This window comes from Pantoea sp. sgz302252 (genome assembly GCF_042610525.1).
Classification (GTDB): domain Bacteria; phylum Pseudomonadota; class Gammaproteobacteria; order Enterobacterales; family Enterobacteriaceae; genus Erwinia.
The window spans coordinates 276,056-293,306 of record NZ_JBHDVM010000003.1 but is presented as its reverse complement, the minus strand read 5'-3'; the positions used below and the strand labels follow the sequence as shown (position 1 = coordinate 293,306).

The 17,251-nt window shown below is 56.6% G+C and carries 18 protein-coding genes and 1 pseudogene; 12 read left to right on the top strand and 7 right to left on the bottom strand.

Going from position 1 to position 17,251, the window contains the following annotated elements; translation table 11 throughout:
• Positions 1-12: 12 nt before the first annotated feature.
• On the top strand, positions 13-981 hold the full coding sequence (locus ACETPC_RS07620) for an AraC family transcriptional regulator (RefSeq protein WP_380180217.1): 969 nt from the start codon (positions 13-15) through the stop codon (positions 979-981).
• Here ACETPC_RS07620 and ACETPC_RS07615 read toward each other — a convergent pair.
• Both ACETPC_RS07615 and ACETPC_RS07610 read right to left on the bottom strand, forming a co-directional pair.
• Positions 972-1,721, bottom strand: a complete 750-nt coding sequence (locus ACETPC_RS07615; RefSeq protein ID WP_380180215.1) for a molybdate ABC transporter permease subunit — start codon at positions 1,719-1,721, stop codon at positions 972-974. The two genes, ACETPC_RS07620 and ACETPC_RS07615, sit on opposite strands and share 10 nt — an antisense overlap.
• Before the next feature lies 1 nt (position 1,722).
• A complete protein-coding gene (locus ACETPC_RS07610; protein ID WP_380180399.1) occupies positions 1,723-2,640 on the bottom strand; it encodes an extracellular solute-binding protein in 918 nt (305 codons plus the stop codon).
• Positions 2,641-3,047: 407 nt separating this feature from the next.
• Here ACETPC_RS07610 and ACETPC_RS07605 point away from each other — a divergent pair, with 407 nt between their 5' ends.
• From ACETPC_RS07605 to pqqF, 9 genes are all read left to right on the top strand, one after another.
• Positions 3,048-3,305 (top strand): hypothetical protein, encoded by a 258-nt coding sequence (locus ACETPC_RS07605; protein WP_380180213.1) that lies wholly within the window; start codon positions 3,048-3,050, stop codon positions 3,303-3,305.
• A gap of 161 nt (positions 3,306-3,466) precedes the next feature.
• Positions 3,467-4,255, top strand: a complete 789-nt coding sequence (locus ACETPC_RS07600; RefSeq protein ID WP_380180211.1) for an alpha/beta fold hydrolase — start codon at positions 3,467-3,469, stop codon at positions 4,253-4,255.
• A 195-nt stretch (positions 4,256-4,450) separates the two neighbouring features.
• Positions 4,451-5,491 carry a dipeptidase gene (locus ACETPC_RS07595; protein ID WP_380180209.1) on the top strand — a complete coding sequence of 347 codons (1,041 nt, stop codon included), beginning with the start codon at positions 4,451-4,453 and terminating at the stop codon, positions 5,489-5,491.
• A 166-nt stretch (positions 5,492-5,657) separates the two neighbouring features.
• On the top strand, positions 5,658-5,729 hold the full coding sequence (gene pqqA / locus ACETPC_RS07590; RefSeq protein ID WP_071789594.1) for a pyrroloquinoline quinone precursor peptide PqqA: 72 nt from the start codon (positions 5,658-5,660) through the stop codon (positions 5,727-5,729).
• A 51-nt stretch (positions 5,730-5,780) separates the two neighbouring features.
• Complete coding sequence (gene pqqB, locus ACETPC_RS07585) at positions 5,781-6,692, top strand: pyrroloquinoline quinone biosynthesis protein PqqB (RefSeq protein WP_380180207.1); 912 nt, start codon at positions 5,781-5,783, stop codon at positions 6,690-6,692.
• 7 nt (positions 6,693-6,699) lie between these two features.
• The gene (gene pqqC / locus ACETPC_RS07580) at positions 6,700-7,452 is read left to right on the top strand and encodes a pyrroloquinoline-quinone synthase PqqC (RefSeq protein ID WP_380180205.1); all 753 of its coding nucleotides are present in this window, start codon (positions 6,700-6,702) and stop codon (positions 7,450-7,452) included.
• Entirely contained in the window at positions 7,452-7,736 is a 285-nt protein-coding gene (gene pqqD, locus ACETPC_RS07575) for a pyrroloquinoline quinone biosynthesis peptide chaperone PqqD (RefSeq protein ID WP_380180203.1), read from the top strand. Before pqqC ends, pqqD begins: the two co-directional genes overlap by 1 nt.
• Positions 7,723-8,862 carry a pyrroloquinoline quinone biosynthesis protein PqqE gene (gene pqqE, locus ACETPC_RS07570; RefSeq protein WP_380180201.1) on the top strand — a complete coding sequence of 380 codons (1,140 nt, stop codon included), beginning with the start codon at positions 7,723-7,725 and terminating at the stop codon, positions 8,860-8,862. Before pqqD ends, pqqE begins: the two co-directional genes overlap by 14 nt.
• Positions 8,859-11,192: a pyrroloquinoline quinone biosynthesis protein PqqF gene (gene pqqF / locus ACETPC_RS07565; protein ID WP_380180199.1), complete on the top strand. Its 2,334-nt coding sequence runs from the start codon at positions 8,859-8,861 to the stop codon at positions 11,190-11,192. The genes pqqE and pqqF overlap by 4 nt, the downstream gene beginning before the upstream one ends.
• Positions 11,193-11,301: 109 nt before the next feature.
• Here pqqF and ACETPC_RS07560 read toward each other — a convergent pair whose 3' ends face one another.
• Entirely contained in the window at positions 11,302-11,538 is a 237-nt protein-coding gene (locus ACETPC_RS07560; RefSeq protein ID WP_380180198.1) for a helix-turn-helix domain-containing protein, read from the bottom strand.
• Between the two features lie 551 nt (positions 11,539-12,089).
• Here ACETPC_RS07560 and ftnA point away from each other — a divergent pair.
• On the top strand, positions 12,090-12,596 hold the full coding sequence (gene ftnA / locus ACETPC_RS07555; protein ID WP_380180196.1) for a non-heme ferritin: 507 nt from the start codon (positions 12,090-12,092) through the stop codon (positions 12,594-12,596).
• 36 nt (positions 12,597-12,632) lie between these two features.
• Here ftnA and ACETPC_RS07550 read toward each other — a convergent pair whose 3' ends face one another.
• Together ACETPC_RS07550 and ACETPC_RS07545 are read right to left on the bottom strand one after the other, a co-directional pair.
• Positions 12,633-13,124 (bottom strand): GNAT family N-acetyltransferase, encoded by a 492-nt coding sequence (locus tag ACETPC_RS07550; RefSeq protein WP_380180195.1) that lies wholly within the window; start codon positions 13,122-13,124, stop codon positions 12,633-12,635.
• Positions 13,125-13,134: 10 nt separating this feature from the next.
• The gene (locus tag ACETPC_RS07545) at positions 13,135-13,572 is read right to left on the bottom strand and encodes an SRPBCC family protein (RefSeq protein WP_380180193.1); all 438 of its coding nucleotides are present in this window, start codon (positions 13,570-13,572) and stop codon (positions 13,135-13,137) included.
• A gap of 376 nt (positions 13,573-13,948) precedes the next feature.
• Between ACETPC_RS07545 and ACETPC_RS07540 the strand changes: the two genes are divergently transcribed.
• The gene (locus ACETPC_RS07540) at positions 13,949-14,479 is read left to right on the top strand and encodes a hypothetical protein (protein ID WP_380180191.1); all 531 of its coding nucleotides are present in this window, start codon (positions 13,949-13,951) and stop codon (positions 14,477-14,479) included.
• A 41-nt stretch (positions 14,480-14,520) separates the two neighbouring features.
• On the opposite strand, the gene ACETPC_RS07535 is transcribed toward ACETPC_RS07540, so the two are convergent.
• Positions 14,521-15,792, bottom strand: a complete 1,272-nt coding sequence (locus ACETPC_RS07535) for a phosphatase PAP2 family protein (RefSeq protein WP_380180189.1) — start codon at positions 15,790-15,792, stop codon at positions 14,521-14,523.
• A gap of 119 nt (positions 15,793-15,911) precedes the next feature.
• A pseudogene (locus ACETPC_RS07530) lies at positions 15,912-17,151 on the bottom strand (cupin domain-containing protein).
• Positions 17,152-17,251: the final 100 nt, after the last annotated feature.

The window sequence follows — 17,251 nt, the reverse complement described above, 5'->3', positions numbered from 1 at the left end:
GGGAAGAGAAAAATGTCGGCAGAAGGCCACGATCTGACCAGCGAGCTGCTGTATGGCATGCGGCTATTGGGATTACAGTACCGGCGCATTGAGCTGGCCGCGCCGTTCGGCGTTGGCTTCGTCAAAGCGGCCGGTCGCGCGCAGTTTCACTTTATCAGCCGCGGCCCGGTGCTGTTGCGCACTCAAAACGGAAAACTGCGCACGCTCAATACCGGCGATGCGCTGCTTTTGCCTCATGGTAGCGATCATGTCCTGCTTTCTTCACCGGACGTAGCCTGCAAAGATATTCGCGCTTTCAATGTCACGCCGGTTTGCGGCAACGTTTGCTGTATTAAAGAGTGCGCCGAAGAAGCGCCCAGGGAAAATACCGCGCTGATCTTTAGCGGCTGTATGGAGTTTGACCTTGGCGGCATGCAGATGCTGATTGGCTCCATGCCGGAGGTGCTGCTGGCGGATACGCTGATTCATAAATACCCGGAAGTACAGCCAATGCTGGAAGCGATGGAGCGGGAATCGCTGGGGAAAAGAGCGGGCTACGCAGGCATCCTGGCGCGGCTGGCGGATGTGGTTGCGGCCTTTATCGTACGCGGCTGGGTAGAGTCGGGCTGCGGCGCGGCTGGCGGCTGGCTGGAAGCCCTGCGCGATCCGAAATTAGGCAAGGCGCTGGTGGCGCTGCACCGCAATCCCGGTAAAAACTGGACGGTGGCGCAGCTGGCGGCGGAAATGGGCAGCTCGCGTTCCGTGTTTGCCGAACGCTTTTTGGCCGTCACTGGCATGACGCCAGTACGCTATCTGACCAACCTGCGCATGCAGCTGGCCGCGCAGTGGATTGGCCGCGATGGCGAAACCATAGAGAGCGTTGCCTGGCGGCTGGGCTATGGTTCGCTGGCCGCCTTTAGCCGCGCCTTTAAGCGCACTACCGGTATTACGCCGGGCGCGTTAAGGGCGGTTGAGAGCCAGCGGGCTTCGGTTCAGGCATGATGCCGCTTGCGCGCGCGCATAGCCAGCCACAGCGGCAGAGGCAGCGTGGCGGCCAGCAGTGCCCACAGCAGCGTATAAACAGCTTCCACGCCGTCATTTTGTAGATTGATAAAAAGTTTGACCGGAATGCCCTGCGGGAAGTAGCTGAACACCAGCACTATGCCGAACTCGCCGATGATCCTGACCCAGGCAAGGGCCAGCGCCGCCGCCAGCCCGCGCGAAGCCTGCGGCAGCGTCAGCCGCCAGAAAACCTGCCAGGCCGAAGCGCCCAGCGTCTCGCCAGCCTCTTCGGTATCGCGCGGCACATTCTCAAAAGCGGTACGGGCCGACAGCACAAACCAGGGCAGGCCCGCGTAAATCTGCGCCAGCACAAAAGCGCCGGGGTTGTTGTTCAGCCCCAGCCCCACTTTTGCCAGCGCTTCGCCGATGGAGCTGTAAGGCCCGTAAGCGGAGATCAGCAAAATGCCTACCGCCAGCGGCGGCGTCAGCAGCGGCACGAGTACGGCTATCTCAATCGGGCCGCGCCAGCGCGAGCGGCTTCTTGCCAGCCACAACGCCAGCGGTATGCCGCCCAGCGCGATCAGCGGCAGCGCCACGGCGCTCATCAGCAGCGAGACGCTAATCGCCTGCCCGTCGCCATAAGCCAGCCGAAAATCATGCCAGGGCGTAATCAGCGCCAGCGTCAGAAAGGGGATGACCAGCAGCGCGACCGCCGGTATCCCCAACCAGAAAGAGCGCAATTTAGATCGTGCCGCCTTTTGGCTGGCCGTAACCATTCTGTTTAAAAAGCTTTTGCCCTGCTTCGCTCTGCATAAACTGCACAAACTTCTGCGCCAGTTCAGGATGCGGCGCGTTTTTCAGCACGGCGGCATAAAAGACCAGCGGCTGCGGGTGCAGGGTTTTCTGCTGCCCTTTGGCATCGGTTACGGCAAAGCTAACCTTGCTGTACCAGGACGCGTCCATCGCAGGATTGCTCAGGTTAATCTCGTCCGGCAGCGTGATATAAGGCAGACCAGCGGAACGGGTCGCGCTTTCATAGCCGGAAGCCGCATCCACCTGGCCCGCTTCCAGTCTGGAAAGCAGCCCGCCCTCCGCAAACACCTGCTGCGGATTCTGCGTTTCGCCCAGCACGTTTTTGCTCAGCTCCGGCTGCTGGTAGTAGCGACTGGCCAGCATCATAGTGAAGATAATATTTTGTCCCTGCGGGTCGGTAACGGGATCGGTACGGCCAAAACGCAGCGATGGCGTCTGTAACACTTTCCACCATGGCTGCGCGTCAGCTTTGCCTTGCCGAATAGCGTCAAAGGCCTGAGCGTATTTGCCTTTCGGGTTGTAGGCGATCACCATGCTGGTGCTGGCGACCGGCAGCGCTTTTTCTACCAGCCCGGCTTTTTGCAGCACGGCAATCGGGCCCGGCGTCACCGAGACAAAAACGTCCGCCACCACTTTTTTCGAAGCCAGCAGGTTCGCCATGCCGTAGGCGCCCTGGCCCTGCCCCTGATAGTTAACCTGCTGCGCTTTGGCGAAGGCCGGGCCAAGCGCTTTATCCATTACCACGCCCATTGAGCCAGCGTAAGTGACGTGAAAATCTTCCGCCGCATAGGCAAACGAAGCCGTGGCGGCCAGCAGCAACAGAGCAGAGGAACAACGGTTTATCATCGGCATTAGCAAAACCTTTCGTTATATAGAGGGTGATATTACGACAGAGAGTCTGGCACGGCGTCAATCAACAAATCGTAAACATCAACATAACACTAACGCCGCTGTTCTAAAGCGCATTCCCTGTAGCATTCTTTTCCAGCCTGACGTAGCCGGTTGCCATATAAAATGATTATTTAACTAAATGATAAAAACAGTCAAAAGAGTACCAGAATAAATAAAAAATTACTGTCACTGGTAATCAAAAGCCACCAAATAAAACAATATACTTTGCTTTATTTAACTTTATAATACGCTCCACTTCAGGTAGCCGTTACTAATATCAGCTATGTTGTAGAAGAAGGCAGGAGGAATCTGTCGTTCGGCGCCTGAAGAAATCATGTATTGCTATAAAATGGAGAATTGTTATGCGTGAATTAAAATCCTTTGAGTGTTTTAAGGTTGGCGGCGCAGGTACGGCTAAGCTGACTCTTGATGATATAAAAGCCATGCTGGAAGATAACTACACTACCCAAAAGATCGGTGCTATCGGCCTGAAAACCGCCACGGAAGAAGCTAAACCCAGCTGGGGAAACAACGTTGCCGGCGACGCGGGCTATTATTACCTTGCAAATGGCCGGGTCACCCGCTGGTTTTTTGATGGCGCGGGTTATTTTACAGAATAACAACTATTAACCTGTGAAATTTAAATAAAGCATTTAAAAAGCCTCAACAAAGGCGACTGTTTTCACAGCCGCCTTTTTTATCCCCTCGGAATTAACCTGCAAAGAAGTTATAAATAGCCGTGCGTTGACCAACGCTAACTAATATTAAAAGGAGTTTCGCCATGGCTCGCCATGCACTTTCTTATTCGGTACAAGGTTCGGGGTTTCCCATTCTGCTTGGGCATAGCTATTTTTTTGATAAAACAATGTGGGCGCCGCAAATTACCGAGCTTTCCCGCCACTTCACGACCATAGCCGTCGATTTGTGGGGCCACGGCGATTCGCCGGAACTACCAGCCGGTTCGGCAACGCTGGCCGATCTGGCGCACGATCATCTTAAGTTGATGGATAAGCTGGGTTTTCAGGATTTCGCGCTGGCAGGGCTTTCCGTTGGCGGTATGTGGGGCGCGGAGCTGGCAGCGCAGGCCGGAGAGCGCTTAAGAGCGCTGGTGCTGATGGATACTTTTATCGGCGCGGAGCCGGAAGCGCAAAAGCAGCAGTACTTTTCCATGCTGGAGACGGCGGATCGGTTGGGCGCTATACCAGAACCCGTTATCAACTATGCTGCTGCCCAGTTTTATTCCGCTAAGGTGGATGCGCTACGGCTCGAAGCGCTAAAAACGCAGATGCGCTCGCTGTCGGCAGAACGTCTGCGTCAGAGCATAGTCCCGCTGGGAAAAATGATATTCGGCCGGCGCGACAGGCTCGCTTTATTAAGCGATATCCGCTGCCCTGTGCTGGTTATGACCGGCGAGCACGATAAGCCGCGTCCGGTCAGCGAGGGCCAGCTGATGGCGGCGTTACTACAATGCCGCCATATTACCGTGCCCGACGCGGGCCATATCAGCTGTCTTGAAAACCCGGCCTTCGTCAACCACGAGCTGCTCACCTTTTTAAGCGACGTGCTTTAATCCCTCGGGCTGCCGTTCCCGGCGGCCCGCTTTTATTTCTTTTGCACCGCCTGCCGCAAAAATACAGCGATTTACTTTTACAGGAATTACTTACACTTTTAGCTACTTTTCGCCGCTTTACCGCACTTTTCAGCAGGCCCGGCGCGGCAGTTTAAGGTATCATTTATTTAACAATGTACCTTCTGATTCATAACAATGCCGATACCTGTGAATGCTCTGCCCGTTTTTGACGGCCATAACGATCTCTTGCTGCGCCTGTGGATGCAGGAACAAGGCGATGCCGTCGCCGATTTTCTGCACGGCACGATGAACGGCCATCTGGATATGGCGCGTATTCGCAAAGGCGGCTTCGCGGGCGGCCTGTTCGCGGTATTTGTGCCGCCTGCGCAATACATGAAGCAGAGCAAAACGACTTACAGAGAAGAAGATCACGATCCGCTGGCGATTACCGAAGCGCAGATCGCCCTGCTGCATCAGATCGCCGACCGTTCTGAAGGCCAGGCGCGTATCTGCCGTACCGCAGGCGAAATTAAAAGCTGCATCGAGCAGGGCGTGCTGGCGATGGTGCTGCATATCGAAGGCGCAGAAGCGCTGGATGAAGAGTGCAGCCAGCTTGACGGCTGGATCGCCGCCGGACTGCGCAGCATGGGGCCGCTGTGGAATCTGCAAAACCGCTTTGGTACTGGCGTGACCGGTGGCTTTCCCGGTTCGCCCGACAGCGGCGACGGGCTGACGCCTGCGGGCATTAATTTGCTGCGCCTCTGTAATCAAAAAAAGCTGCTGATCGATCTGTCGCATATGAATGAGAAATCGTTCTGGCAGGTGGCTGAAGTTAGCGATGCGCCACTAGTCGCCACGCATTCTAACGTGCATGCAATCTGCCCACAGCCGCGTAATTTAACCGACCAACAGCTGGCTGCGATTGCGCAAAGCGACGGTTTTGTCGGCGTGAATTTTGGCAATGCCTTTCTGCGTGCCGACGGCAAGCGGGATGAAGATACGCCGCTGGAACAGATCGTGCGCCATCTGGATGCGCTGATAGAGAAGCTGGGTGAAGACCGGGTCGGCTTCGGCTCCGATTTCGACGGCATCAGCGTGCCTGGCGAACTGGGCGACGTCGCTGGCCTGCCGAAGCTGACAGCGGCAATGGCGCAGGCAGGCTATTCGTCTGAGCTGATTGAAAAGCTTTGCTGGCGTAACTGGCTGCGCGTGCTGGAGAAAACCTGGGGAGAATAAGGCGCGCCTTGCTTTCTCCTGTTAATCCCTGCGGCTTACAGGGTTGATATCGCTTTGACACAGGTGCAACATTTGCGCCGCCAAAGTGTCAACATTTGACAATAAGCTGATTACCTGCCGAACTTAACGGGCAGATTTTTCCCCTAACACCATGAGGAGCTCCGCTATGTGGACTAAACCAACTTTCGTTGATTTACGCTTAGGTCTGGAAGTAACGCTGTACATCTCCAACCGCTAAGCCCTTATGCCCACTGTCGTGGGCATTTCCTCTTTTTTTTCTGGTCTACACATGCAAATTAACGTTCTTGGCTCTGCGGCCGGCGGCGGGTTTCCCCAGTGGAACTGCAATTGCCGGAACTGTCAGGGCGTGCGTAACGGCACTGTAAAAGCTACGCCGCGCACCCAATCCTCTATCGCTATTAGCGATGACGGCATCGATTTTGTCCTGTGCAACGCCTCGCCGGATATTGCGCATCAGATTGCCGCTACGCCCGCGCTTAACAAAGAAGGCGTACTGCGCGGCACCGCTATCGGCTCGATTATTCTGACCGACAGTCAGATTGACCACACTACCGGCCTGCTGAGCCTGCGCGAGGGTTGCCCGCATCAGGTCTGGTGCACGCCGGAAGTGCATGAGGATCTGACTACCGGTTTCCCGGTCTTTACCATGCTTTCGCACTGGAACGGCGGCCTTGTGCATCATGCTATCCAGCCAGGCGAGCCTTTCTCGGTGGCTGTCTGTCCCGCGTTGAAATTCACCGCTATTCCGCTGCTCAGCAACGCGCCGCCCTACTCGCAGTACCGCGGCAAACCGCTGCCCGGCCACAATGTCGCGCTGTTTATCGAAGATACCCGCAGCGGTAAAACGCTGATGTATGCGCCCGGCCTGGGCGAACCGGACAGCGAGCTATTGGGCTGGTTGCAAAAAGCCGACTGTCTGCTGATCGACGGCACACTGTGGCAGGATAACGAGCTGGCAAACACCGGCGTGGGCCGCAATACCGGCAAGGATATGGGCCATCTGGCGCTGGCCGAAGAGCAAGGGCTGATCGCGCTACTGGCTTCGCTGCCCGCCGAACGTAAAATTCTTATTCATATCAATAACACCAACCCGATCCTGGATGAAGAGTCGGCCGAGCGCCAGGCGCTGGCGCAGCACGGCATCGAGGTCAGCCATGACGGGATGCGGATCGACCTGTGAGAAAATCATGAAAGATACCCCTATGACGCGCGAAGCGTTCGAGCAGGCGCTGCGCGCTAAAGGCGCTTACTACCATATCCATCATCCTTACCATATCGCCATGCATAAAGGCCAGGCGACGCGCGAACAGATTCAGGGCTGGGTGGCGAACCGTTTTTATTATCAGACCAGTATTCCGCTGAAAGACGCGGCGATTATGGCTAACTGCCCGGATCCGCAGACGCGCCGCAAATGGGTGCAGCGTATCCTCGATCATGACGGTCACGAAGGCAGCGAAGGCGGTATTGAAGCCTGGCTGCGGCTGGGCGAAGCCGTAGGCCTGACGCGCGAGACGCTGCTTTCCGAGAAATTAGTGCTGCCGGGCGTGCGCTTCGCCGTGGATGCCTATGTCAATTTCGCTCGTCGCGCGGTCTGGCAGGAAGCGGCATGCAGCTCGCTGACCGAGCTGTTCGCGCCAGAAATCCACCAGTCGCGCCTGGATAGCTGGCCGCAGCACTATCAGTGGATCGAGGCCGAAGGCTATGACTATTTCCGTGGTCGCCTGGGCCAGGCCAGACGTGATGTCGAGCATGGCTTAGCGCTGGCGCTGGATTATTTTACTACTGCGGAGCAGCAGCAGCGCATGTTGTCGATCCTGCAATTCAAGCTGGATATTCTCTGGAGCATGCTGGACGCCATGAGCATGGCCTACGAGCTGCATCGTCCGCCTTACCATACCGTCACCGACCAGATCGCCTGGCATCATGAGAGATTGCTGTAATGACTATTAACGACCAGCAGGTGCCTCTGTTCCGTCGCGGCTACCGCTTACAGTGGGAGCCGACCCAGGATTGCCACGTCATCCTTTATCCGGAAGGCATGGCGAAGCTGAACGAGAGCGCTACCGCGATTTTACAGCTGGTGGACGGCAAGCGTCCGCTGGCGGCCCTGATTGCCGAGCTTAACGCTCGTTTTCCCGATGCGGGCGGCGTGGATGAGGATGTGAAAGCGTTCTTTGTGCAGGCCGTTGAACAGAAGTGGATAATTTTTCGTGAACTTGCTTAAGCCTCAGGTCAATCCGCCGCTGTGGCTGCTGGCCGAGCTGACCTATCGCTGCCCGCTACAGTGCCCCTACTGCTCCAATCCGCTGGATTTCGCGAAGCAGGAGCAGGAGCTGACCACGGAGCAGTGGATCGAAGTCTTTAAACAGGCCCGCCAGATGGGTGCCGTGCAGCTGGGCTTTTCCGGCGGCGAACCGCTGGTGCGCAAGGATCTGCCCGAGCTGATCCGTGCCGCGCGGGATCTGGGTTTTTATACCAACCTGATTACTTCCGGCATCGGCCTGACCGAGAAGAAGATCGACGCCTTTGCCGAAGCGGGCCTCGATCATATTCAGATCAGTTTCCAGGCCAGCGACGAGACGCTGAACGCCGCGCTGGCGGGATCGCAAAAGGCCTTCCAGCAGAAGCTGGCCATGGCGAAAGCGGTCAAGGCGCACGGCTATCCGATGGTGCTTAACTTTGTGCTGCACCGCCACAATATCGATCAGATCGACCGGATCATCGAGCTGGCGATCGAGCTGGAAGCGGACGATGTCGAGCTGGCAACCTGTCAGTTTTACGGCTGGGCACAGCTGAACCGTGAAGGGCTGCTGCCCACGCGCGAGCAGATCGCCAGCGCCGAAGCCGTGGTGCAGCGCTACCGCGAGAAGATGAAAGACAACAGCAACTTCGCCAATCTGCTGTTTGTGACGCCCGACTATTATGAAGAGCGGCCGAAAGGCTGCATGGGCGGCTGGGGCGCGATTTTCCTGAGCGTGACGCCGGAAGGCATGGCGCTGCCGTGCCACAGTGCGCGCCAGCTGCCGGTTGAGTTTCCTTCGGTGCTGGAGCATACGCTGCAGGAAATCTGGTACGACTCGTTCGGCTTTAATAAATATCGCGGCTTTGACTGGATGCCGGAACCCTGCCGCTCCTGCGACGAAAAAGAGAAGGATTTCGGCGGCTGCCGCTGTCAGGCCTTTATGCTGACCGGCAACGCGGATAACGCCGATCCCGTTTGCGCCAAATCGCCGCATCACGGTCAGATTTTGGCGGCGCGCGAGCAGGCTAACTGCAGCAATATTCAAATCAGCCAGCTACAGTTCCGCAACCGCACTAATTCCCAGCTGATCTTTAAAACTGCGCCGTGAACGATCTTTCCTCCTGCTGCGTGGCAAACGGCCTGCGGATCAATTTGATCCAGGATCCGCAAGCTACGCGGTCGGCAGCGCTGTTCCGTCTTTCTGCAGGCAGTTTTGACGAACCGGCGCGCTGGCCTGGCCTGGCGCATCTGCTGGAACATGTGCTGTTCGCTGGCAGCGAAGGTTTTCAGCAAGAGCAGCGGCTGATGGCCTGGGCGCCTGCTCAGGGCGCGCGGCTGAATGCCACCACGCTGGCGCACTATACCGCCTGGTTTGTTGAGATTGCGCCTGAGCAGCTTGCGGCAGCCTTATGCAGGCTGACGGATATGCTGGCGCGGCCGCTGCTGGCAACTGAGGCCATCCAGGCAGAAGCGGCAGCGATCGAGGCGGAGTATCGCCTGTTGCAAAGCCACGGGCCAACACTGTGCGAGGCAGCGCTCAGCCAGGCATTTGCCGCGCCTCATCCTCTGCACGATTTTCATGTAGGCAGCCAGCATGATTTTGGCGATGATGCCGCCGCTTTGCAGCAGGCGCTGCGAACCTACCACCAGCGCTTTTTCCATAGCGGCAGGCTGGAGCTGTGGCTGAGCGGCCCGCAGCCGCTGGCAGAACTGCGGACGCTGGCAGAAAAGGCTGCGGCGGCTTTCAATCAGGTTAATTTCGTCCCGGACGGTTTTCCCTTGTTACAGCTTGCGCGGCAGCGGACATTCGCGCTGCAAAGCGCCGCCGCGCAACAATTTCAGCTAAGTTTTGTTATCCGCGGGCACGAGCCTGCCAGCCTGGCGCTACTGCGCGAACTGCTGGCCGATAAAGCGCCAGGCAGCCTGCTGGCAACGCTACGCGAGCAGGGGTTGTGCGATGATATTTCGCTGCTGGAGCCTTACCGTAGCCCACAGCAGTCAGTGGTCAGCGTGGTTTTTCAGCGCAGCGATTTGCAGCTGGCGCAGTGCGTTGGCATCGAAAACCTGTTTCGCCGCTGGCTGGCGTTGCTGCCTGAACTAACGACAGCCCAGCTAACGCATTACGCCAGCCTGACGCAGCGCCGCTCTCGCCAGCTTTCCGTGCTCGATCGGCTGCGCGAGCTGGCGCTGGGCTTTCCGCCTGCGGAGGCGGCAACTGCCCTGCCTGTTTTGCAGGAATTTAGCCGTTTATGGGTTTCGCCTGCGGTTAACGCGCCGAAGGTGCAGGCTCAGGGTTTTACCCTGAAGCTGGCCGCCATTGACTGGCCGCACGTCACGCAGCAGGCGCTGCCCGATATGCATTTTTATTCCCCTTCTTCTGCACCCGCCGCGCCAGAGCTACCGGCGACGCGAAGTGCGTTAAGCCACTTTGCTGCTGCGGGCGAGCCTGTGCTGATGCTTAGCGTGCAGCAGCCTGGCCGACAAACAGCAGCAATGCTTGAAGCCGCGCTGCAACCGGCAATGGGCGAGGCAATGCATCGCGACGGGGAATTAAGTTTTTCCCGCCAGCACGGGCTGTGGCTGCTGCGGCTTAGCGGCAGCGAGGCGTTACTGGCTTTCTTGCTGGATCGGGCATTGCAGGATCTGGCGGATCCTTCGGCTGCCACGCTGGCCTATGGCGAAAGGCTTTTTCACAAGGCGCAACAAACGGACGATATCGCTATCCGTACTTTGCTTGCACGCCTGCCTGATTTGCTGAGTGGCGAATCGCCAGCAGCAGCGCTGCGCTGGCGGGCGACGCTTTATGGCGGCAGCGACGAAAGCGCGGATACGCTGGCCCGGCTGCTGACTAAACTGCCGGGCGTGGTGGAACCCACGCTGCCGCTGCCGACGCTTTCGCCCGCGCAGCCGCATTTTTTCTGCCCGACTTCAGGTCAGGATGCCGCTGTACTGGTGTTCTGTCCGCTTGCCGAGCGCAGCGCTGGGTGTTTCGCCAACTGGCAACAGCTGGCGGCCTTCTTTGAACCGCGCTTTTTCCAGCAATTGCGGGTCGAGGCTAATATTGGCTACGTGGTTAGCTGCCGCTTCCATCAGGCCGCTGGCCAGGCCGGTTTGCTTTTTGCGCTGCAATCCCCTTCTCTCAGCGCAGCGGAACTGTTCCGGCATATTGAGCTGTTTATCGCCGCAATGGAAAAACCGGTGCAGGAAGCGACCGCCGCCACGCTTAGCGCCAGCCAAAGCGTTATCCAGCAGGCGATGTCCGTAGCGACGCCAAAAAACCCTGAGCAAATCACCGCTCACTGGCTGTATCAGCAGCTGGCGCTGTCGCCCGGTGAGCTTCAGCCCGCTATCGCCTCATTGCGGCAGGCTTATCGACAGCTAACGGACGAGCGCATGCGCCGCTGGTATTTAAGCAACAGTAAAGAAGGCTGCGTTTAACTCGCGGCCGCCAGGGGGATAACGGCTAATAATAAGACGCCGCCGACATAAATATGCCGGAAGCCTTAACCATAGCGCGCAGCGCTTTTTCCCGACACGGCCGACAGGCTTATTTAGTTCGTCGGCGCAGCCTGGTCGGATGTATATAGCGCGTTGGCCAGATGCGCTCCGGCCTTTCTCCTAATGCTTCGGCAATCAGCTTTTCGCCTTTTGGCCACGGGCGGCGCAGCGCGTTAGCCAGCGTGGACGACGCCAGGCCTGCGGCGCGCGAAAGCGCAGACAGATTAGTGCCTCTTTTTTTCAGCGCAGCAATAATATCTGCGGAATGCCAGTCCTTATGCTCCATCTTGCGTCCTTTATAATGAGTGAAACTGAAAAGCTTTGTTTTGCAACTACGCAGCATATCACGTCATTTATCAGATGTGATCTTCCTGCACCGTGCGCTGTAGCGCATAAAGAGAAACAACCAGCGTTGAGACCGGCTTTAAGCGAGAAACGGCAAGAGAAGACAGAAAAAAATCATTTATTTCAATAGGGTAAAAATGCGTCCTCTGATTATCCCTGTTGCTTTCGCTGAGAATTTTCCAATATGTAATTTTTCTGAATTTTAGTGACCGTTAATATAGCGCCATTGACCTGAAAAAATAATAATAAATAAACCCGTTATTAAAAAGCGTAATTGAAATCACTTAGATATATTATTAAGTTAATGTACTCAGCCAATAGCTAATAAGAATGGTTATCAAAACCATTCCGCTGCAGGCTGGCGGGAGAACCGATGATAATAATTATCAATCACTTCGGGAAATTAAAAAATAGTTTTTAATGCGGTTTTTATTTCAGTTTATTCCATGCATAATGCGCGAAATAAATCATACATAAATATCTGGAGCCGCTATGCTGACTGCCGAAATGACTTCTCGCCTGAACGATCAGTTAAACCTGGAGTTTTTCTCTGCTAATCTCTATCTGCAAATGAGCGCCTGGTGCGCGGATAAAGGCTTTGAAGGCGCTGCCGCCTTTCTGCGCGAGCATTCCCGGGAAGAGATGCAGCATATGCAGCGTCTGTTTAACTACCTGAGCGATACGGGCGCGATGCCGGTGCTGGGCACCATCGCCGCGCCGCCGGTGACTTTTGACTCGCTGAACAGGGTGCTGGAGCAGGCCTACGAGCATGAGCAGCTTATTACCGCTAAAATCAACGAGCTGGCGCATGCTGCCATGACCTCGCAGGATTATTCTACGTTTAATTTCCTGCAGTGGTATGTCGCCGAGCAGCATGAAGAAGAGAAGCTGTTTAAAACCGTGCTGGATAAGCTGGCGCTGGTTGGCGATAGCGGCAAGGGCCTGTTCTTTGTGGATAAAGATTTGATGCAGATGAGCACGTCAGGCGATCATGCCTAAGGAAACAAGGGCGAACGCGGTTCGCCCTTTTTGCTGCTACAGCGCCAGATGGTAGAACTTTGTATCTACTTTCATCACGGGAAAAGCGGCCGGTAAATTTTTTTCGGCGACTTCGCTAAAACCGTTTTTTTCATAAAAGCGATGCGCCGCCAGAAATTTCGCGGTGGTGCCCAGCCAGATAGCCTGAAGCTGCTGTTCCCGGGCGTGCGCAACCAGTATTTGCAGCAGGCTGCTGGCCGCGCCATGCTCCCTACCGCGCCATGCCTTCGCCACAAACATTTTACGCAACGCGCCCTGCCGCTCGCCGATATCCTTCAGGCCGATGCAGCCCACTACCTGTTCCCCAGCCAGCGCCAGCCAAAAATCGCCCGTACCCTGCTGGTAAAAGTTTTCGATATCGCTGAGATCCGGCTGCTGCTCCGCGCTAATTTCGATACCGAATTCATGATTCTGGATCGGCAGGATCAGCGCTTTGACGCCGGCCTGATAGCAAGGCTGATAGCGCTGCAGGACAAGCTGCGTGGTCATGGCGAGATCCTTATTTAGCCAGCTTTTGCGCGATATTTTGCAGGCAGGTAGCGAAAACGCCTTCGCTGACGTTCTGCGCGACTTCCTGCTCGTCATGACCGGCGGCAACCTTGAAATCTGCCCACCACTCCGCCAGCGTAGTGCCGTCCGCCTTGGGTGAAAGTTTCACTACCGCTACGTAGTCCGTCACCGGCATGATGCCGTCCAGAATAGCGTAGTGCAGCTCCCTGCTGGCCTTATCGAGTTTAACCAGCCGCTCGCGTACTGCACCATCAGGCAGCGTCAGCTTTCTGACCACGCCGACTTTGCTTTCGGTAGCGCCCTCTTCCAGCTCGCTGGCGGAGATCGCCGGGTGGATTTTCGGCAGACCGTTAAAATCCGCAATCAGCGGCCAGATTTCTTCCGGCGTGGCGGTAATGATGCGGCTGGCATAAGAAGTGTGCGACATAATTTTCATCCTCTGAAGATAACGAAAATTTTACTTTAGCATGGAATAGCGAGTGCTTTTGCCCGTTGCTGCGGCCGCAGCACAAAAAGCCGATTCGGCCAGACGCTTCGCCTCTGCGGGCGAGGTTCTTTTGCCAATGACATAACTGGCCTTTTACACCTGAATGGATGAGAGTAATAGCGCTACCCAATACATATTGAGCGCATCAGTCTTTTCAGGGCTGCGGAAATAGGGTGAAGTTTAAAACTTTGATTTTAATCAAGGGCTAACGTGGAAAAAGCCGCCGAACGCCCGCCTATCGTTTATATTCCCTGCGGTTTAATCATCCCATCCAGGGAGCAACCGGGCCAAAGGGCCAGGTTTACAGGAGAAGAGAATGAAGCAAAAAATCAGTACGCTGGCTATGGGTATCGTCGTTGCCACCACCCTGCTTACCGGCTGCGGCGAAAAAGAGGCGCCGACGGTGAAATTTATCAATGCGGAGCGCGTGATGCAGGATTCAGGCCTGGCGGAGCAGCTAAAAGCCAGGCTGGGCGCGGTGGACGAGAAGCTGCAACAAGGACTAAAAATGGCTCAGGAGAATGGCGCCAGGCTGCCCGAGGAAAAACGAAGCAGCGCGCTGCTTGCCGATCGCCAGCTGTTAAATCTGGAGTGGCAGCATGCCCAGCGCCAGGCCAACAGCGTGGCGCTGAAGGCAATAACGGAAGCCGCGGATAAATATCGTCAGGCGCACCAGCTACTGGCGATTTTGCCAACTCAGAGCGCGCTTGCCTCTGCCCCTGAAGCGGATATCAGCAAGGAGCTGGCGGAGCAGCTAAAGGATAAAAAGCTGGATTTTGGCGCGCTGCCGGAAATTGGCGTAAAAGGCGAGCAGCAGAAGACGGCAGAAGCCAGCGCGGATAAATAACGCCGCGCTAACCAATAAGGGGTGAAGATTCACCCCTTTGTTTATCTTTTACCGGCGCTGACCGCCGCTGAAAGATCCAGCCGCTGCCAGAAGTTTTGTTCCGGCGTCTCGCCGGAAAGCGGATAGCCGCCAGCCAGTGCGCTGGAAACCATTAGCTGACGACGCTGAGACGCGCTCAGATGCGGCAACGGCGCTTCCAGCAGCGCTTCCGCGCCTGCCGGCACTGCAATCCTCACCTCTTTCCCTTTTTCCTGCGGCAGATTATAGGTCATCGCAAAATGGGCAAATTGCCGCATCTGCGGCGCGGCATAGGGATCGGCGGCGCCTGCAGGCTTAGCGCATTCGGCCAGCGTCGTGCCGCACTCTTTTTCCAGCGCGCCGCGTAGCTGCTGTTTCGCTTCATCAAACAGCGCCCGGTATTTTGTATCGTTCAGATAGTGAGCCACATTACGCTGCGCTACCATCCGCGACCCTATAAGGTCGATCGGATAGTGAACGCCCAGCACCATGCGTGAATAGCCATAGCGCGCAGCGCGATCTACCAGCGGGACAAAGCGTTCCGGCACCATTTCGCCCAGCAGCAACGCGTCAGTCCAGGCGGTATTGGTGTGGCCGCTTGGGAAGGCGCCTTCGCTCGCCTGGTAAGGCTGGTTGTCTTTCACTACCGCCGTATCCGGCACGCCATGAATAGTGTTGCCGGGGATCAGGAAAGGCCGTGGATAGTTAAAATGTGCTTTGGCCGCGCCAGTGCTGACCTCGCTGGCCTTGAGCAATGCCGCCGCTTTACCGATCTCGCCTTTATCGTAGGCATGCAGGAAAGCCTGGCCCAGCTTTGGCCCCAGCGCATCGGCGAGGAAAAAGAGGTGGTTTTGGCCTTCCGCATCGATAATTGCCTGGCGACGCTGGCCGTCGGTGGCGTTGAGGTTGACCTGCTCCACGCCCTGCAGGCTGGCTTCCAGCGTTTTTTTCGGCAGCGTGCCAAAGGCGCTAAGCAGTTCGATACCCGCCTGCTGGTTGGCTTTTTTGCCAAAGTCATAGCCGCTCGCCTTCAGCCACTGCTTGTCCGCCAGTTTGTCACTCTGGGCGGTTTTTTCCAGCTGTGCTCGCGTTAGCTTGCCCGCATCGCCTTTTAGCGTTTCGATAAGATCGCGCTGAATTTCCCCGTCAAAAGCTGCGAACTGCGCATTGCTGCTGGCGGGCGTGGTGGTTTCGATAATAGCCTGAATTTGGTCAGGGTTAAGGGTCGCGTTTTTTGCCTGGGCGAATTGTCCCAGCAGCAGCGTGCTGGCCAGCAAAGAATAACGAAAGCGCATGAAGGTTCCTCGGTTAACTTTATCGGCACTTATGCTGGAAGAGTTTGATGACAGGAAAGTGACAGCTTATATTTTGCAACGAATTGGTGCCGCATCCCTGCGGCCTGCTGGAGCATCAATCAGCCGCCAACCACCGGCTTTTTGGTTTTATCCAGCGCCTGCATAAAGGCGTCGTCCAGATGCAGATGCTGGCGAACCAGTTCAGGTGGCGTTGAAGCCAGCCACTGGTTCAGCGAGATATCGGCGTAATAATCGCTTTTGAACAGCTCGAGAAAACGCAGCGGTTTGTCGCCGGTGTTTTCAACGTAGTGCCCCATCGCAAAAGGTACGTAGCCGACATCCCCGGCGCGGAAATCAAAGGTGCGCGCCTGGCCGGAAGAGGCGAATACGCCCATACGTCCTTCCCCTTCCAGGTAGTATTGCCATTCGTCGGTGTTTGGATGCCAGTGCAGTTCGCGCATTGCGCCGGGCTGGAGTTCTACCAGCGCCGCCGCAATGGTTTTGGAAACCTTAAACACCGAGGAGTCGGTAATACGTACCGTACCGCCTTTTAGCGTGATGGGCTGCTGCGCCAGCATGCGGTGGCTGAAGGCGGTGGCTGAAGGCGGTGGTGGAACGAGTAGCGCCCGCGATGGCATCGTTTTTCAAATCGCCCGGCGGCGTGGCGGCAAAGATATATTCATCGGCCGGGGCTGGCAGCTTGCTGAAGGTTTCCACCGGCACGCCGAAGTTTTTCGCCAGCACTTCCGGCGGCACATGCTTAAACCAGTCGCTGAGCAGAAAGGTGCTGTCCTCGTCAAAGCCGCCGCTGTCAAAGGCCAGCAAAAACTCGCAGCCGTCCGGGCCAAGCCCCTGAATCGAGTGCGGTACGCCGGGCGGAAAGTACCAGAGATCGCCTACGCCCACATCATCCACAAACCAGTGGCCGTCCACGTCCAGTGCGGTAATGCGTGCCTTGCCGTAAAGCATATAGGCCCACTCGCCCTCTTTATGCCAGTGCAGCTCACGAATGCCGCCGCTATTCAGGCGCATGTTGACGCCAGCAATACTTTTGGAAACGCCCAGTTCACGCTCGGTAATCTGTCGTGTCCAGCCGCCGCTGCCTTTACGTACATGCGAATCGCTATAGGAAAAGCGCAGGTTAGGCAGCGTGCCGCTGTCGGTAGGCGGTGGATTAACGATATCGGGGTTTTCAGCCTGGCGCACCGGATCGTGCGGGCCAGGATCGCTGCCGCCCATTTGGCCCGTCCAGGGCTGTGCCGTGACTGTACGGTCATGAGCATGAACGGAACCGGCCGCCAGCGCCACCGTTCCTCCGGCGGCGAAGGTCATAAAGCTACGACGTGTAAGGGGATTCATCTCTGCTTCCTTGTGTAGTTTCAGAAACGCATCGGGCTGTTCTGCCGACGCGTCATTAAGGCTAGCTACACAAACCTCAACCAATCCTAAGCGGGTAATG

Excerpts from the sequence above, each read along its gene's own strand:
- ftnA (WP_380180196.1), top strand. The coding sequence starts at position 12,090 with ATGCTGACTGCCGAAATGACTTCTCGCCTGAACGATCAGTTAAACCTG.
- pqqB (WP_380180207.1), top strand. The coding sequence starts at position 5,781 with ATGCAAATTAACGTTCTTGGCTCTGCGGCCGGCGGCGGGTTTCCCCAG.
- ACETPC_RS07540 (WP_380180191.1), top strand. The coding sequence starts at position 13,949 with ATGAAGCAAAAAATCAGTACGCTGGCTATGGGTATCGTCGTTGCCACC.
- ACETPC_RS07620 (WP_380180217.1), top strand. The coding sequence starts at position 13 with ATGTCGGCAGAAGGCCACGATCTGACCAGCGAGCTGCTGTATGGCATG.
- ACETPC_RS07550 (WP_380180195.1), bottom strand. The coding sequence starts at position 13,124 with ATGACCACGCAGCTTGTCCTGCAGCGCTATCAGCCTTGCTATCAGGCC.
- pqqC (WP_380180205.1), top strand. The coding sequence starts at position 6,700 with ATGAAAGATACCCCTATGACGCGCGAAGCGTTCGAGCAGGCGCTGCGC.
- ACETPC_RS07610 (WP_380180399.1), bottom strand. The coding sequence starts at position 2,640 with ATGATAAACCGTTGTTCCTCTGCTCTGTTGCTGCTGGCCGCCACGGCT.
- ACETPC_RS07560 (WP_380180198.1), bottom strand. The coding sequence starts at position 11,538 with ATGGAGCATAAGGACTGGCATTCCGCAGATATTATTGCTGCGCTGAAA.
- pqqD (WP_380180203.1), top strand. The coding sequence starts at position 7,452 with ATGACTATTAACGACCAGCAGGTGCCTCTGTTCCGTCGCGGCTACCGC.
- ACETPC_RS07595 (WP_380180209.1), top strand. The coding sequence starts at position 4,451 with ATGCCGATACCTGTGAATGCTCTGCCCGTTTTTGACGGCCATAACGAT.
- ACETPC_RS07605 (WP_380180213.1), top strand. The coding sequence starts at position 3,048 with ATGCGTGAATTAAAATCCTTTGAGTGTTTTAAGGTTGGCGGCGCAGGT.
- ACETPC_RS07600 (WP_380180211.1), top strand. The coding sequence starts at position 3,467 with ATGGCTCGCCATGCACTTTCTTATTCGGTACAAGGTTCGGGGTTTCCC.
- ACETPC_RS07545 (WP_380180193.1), bottom strand. The coding sequence starts at position 13,572 with ATGTCGCACACTTCTTATGCCAGCCGCATCATTACCGCCACGCCGGAA.
- ACETPC_RS07535 (WP_380180189.1), bottom strand. The coding sequence starts at position 15,792 with ATGCGCTTTCGTTATTCTTTGCTGGCCAGCACGCTGCTGCTGGGACAA.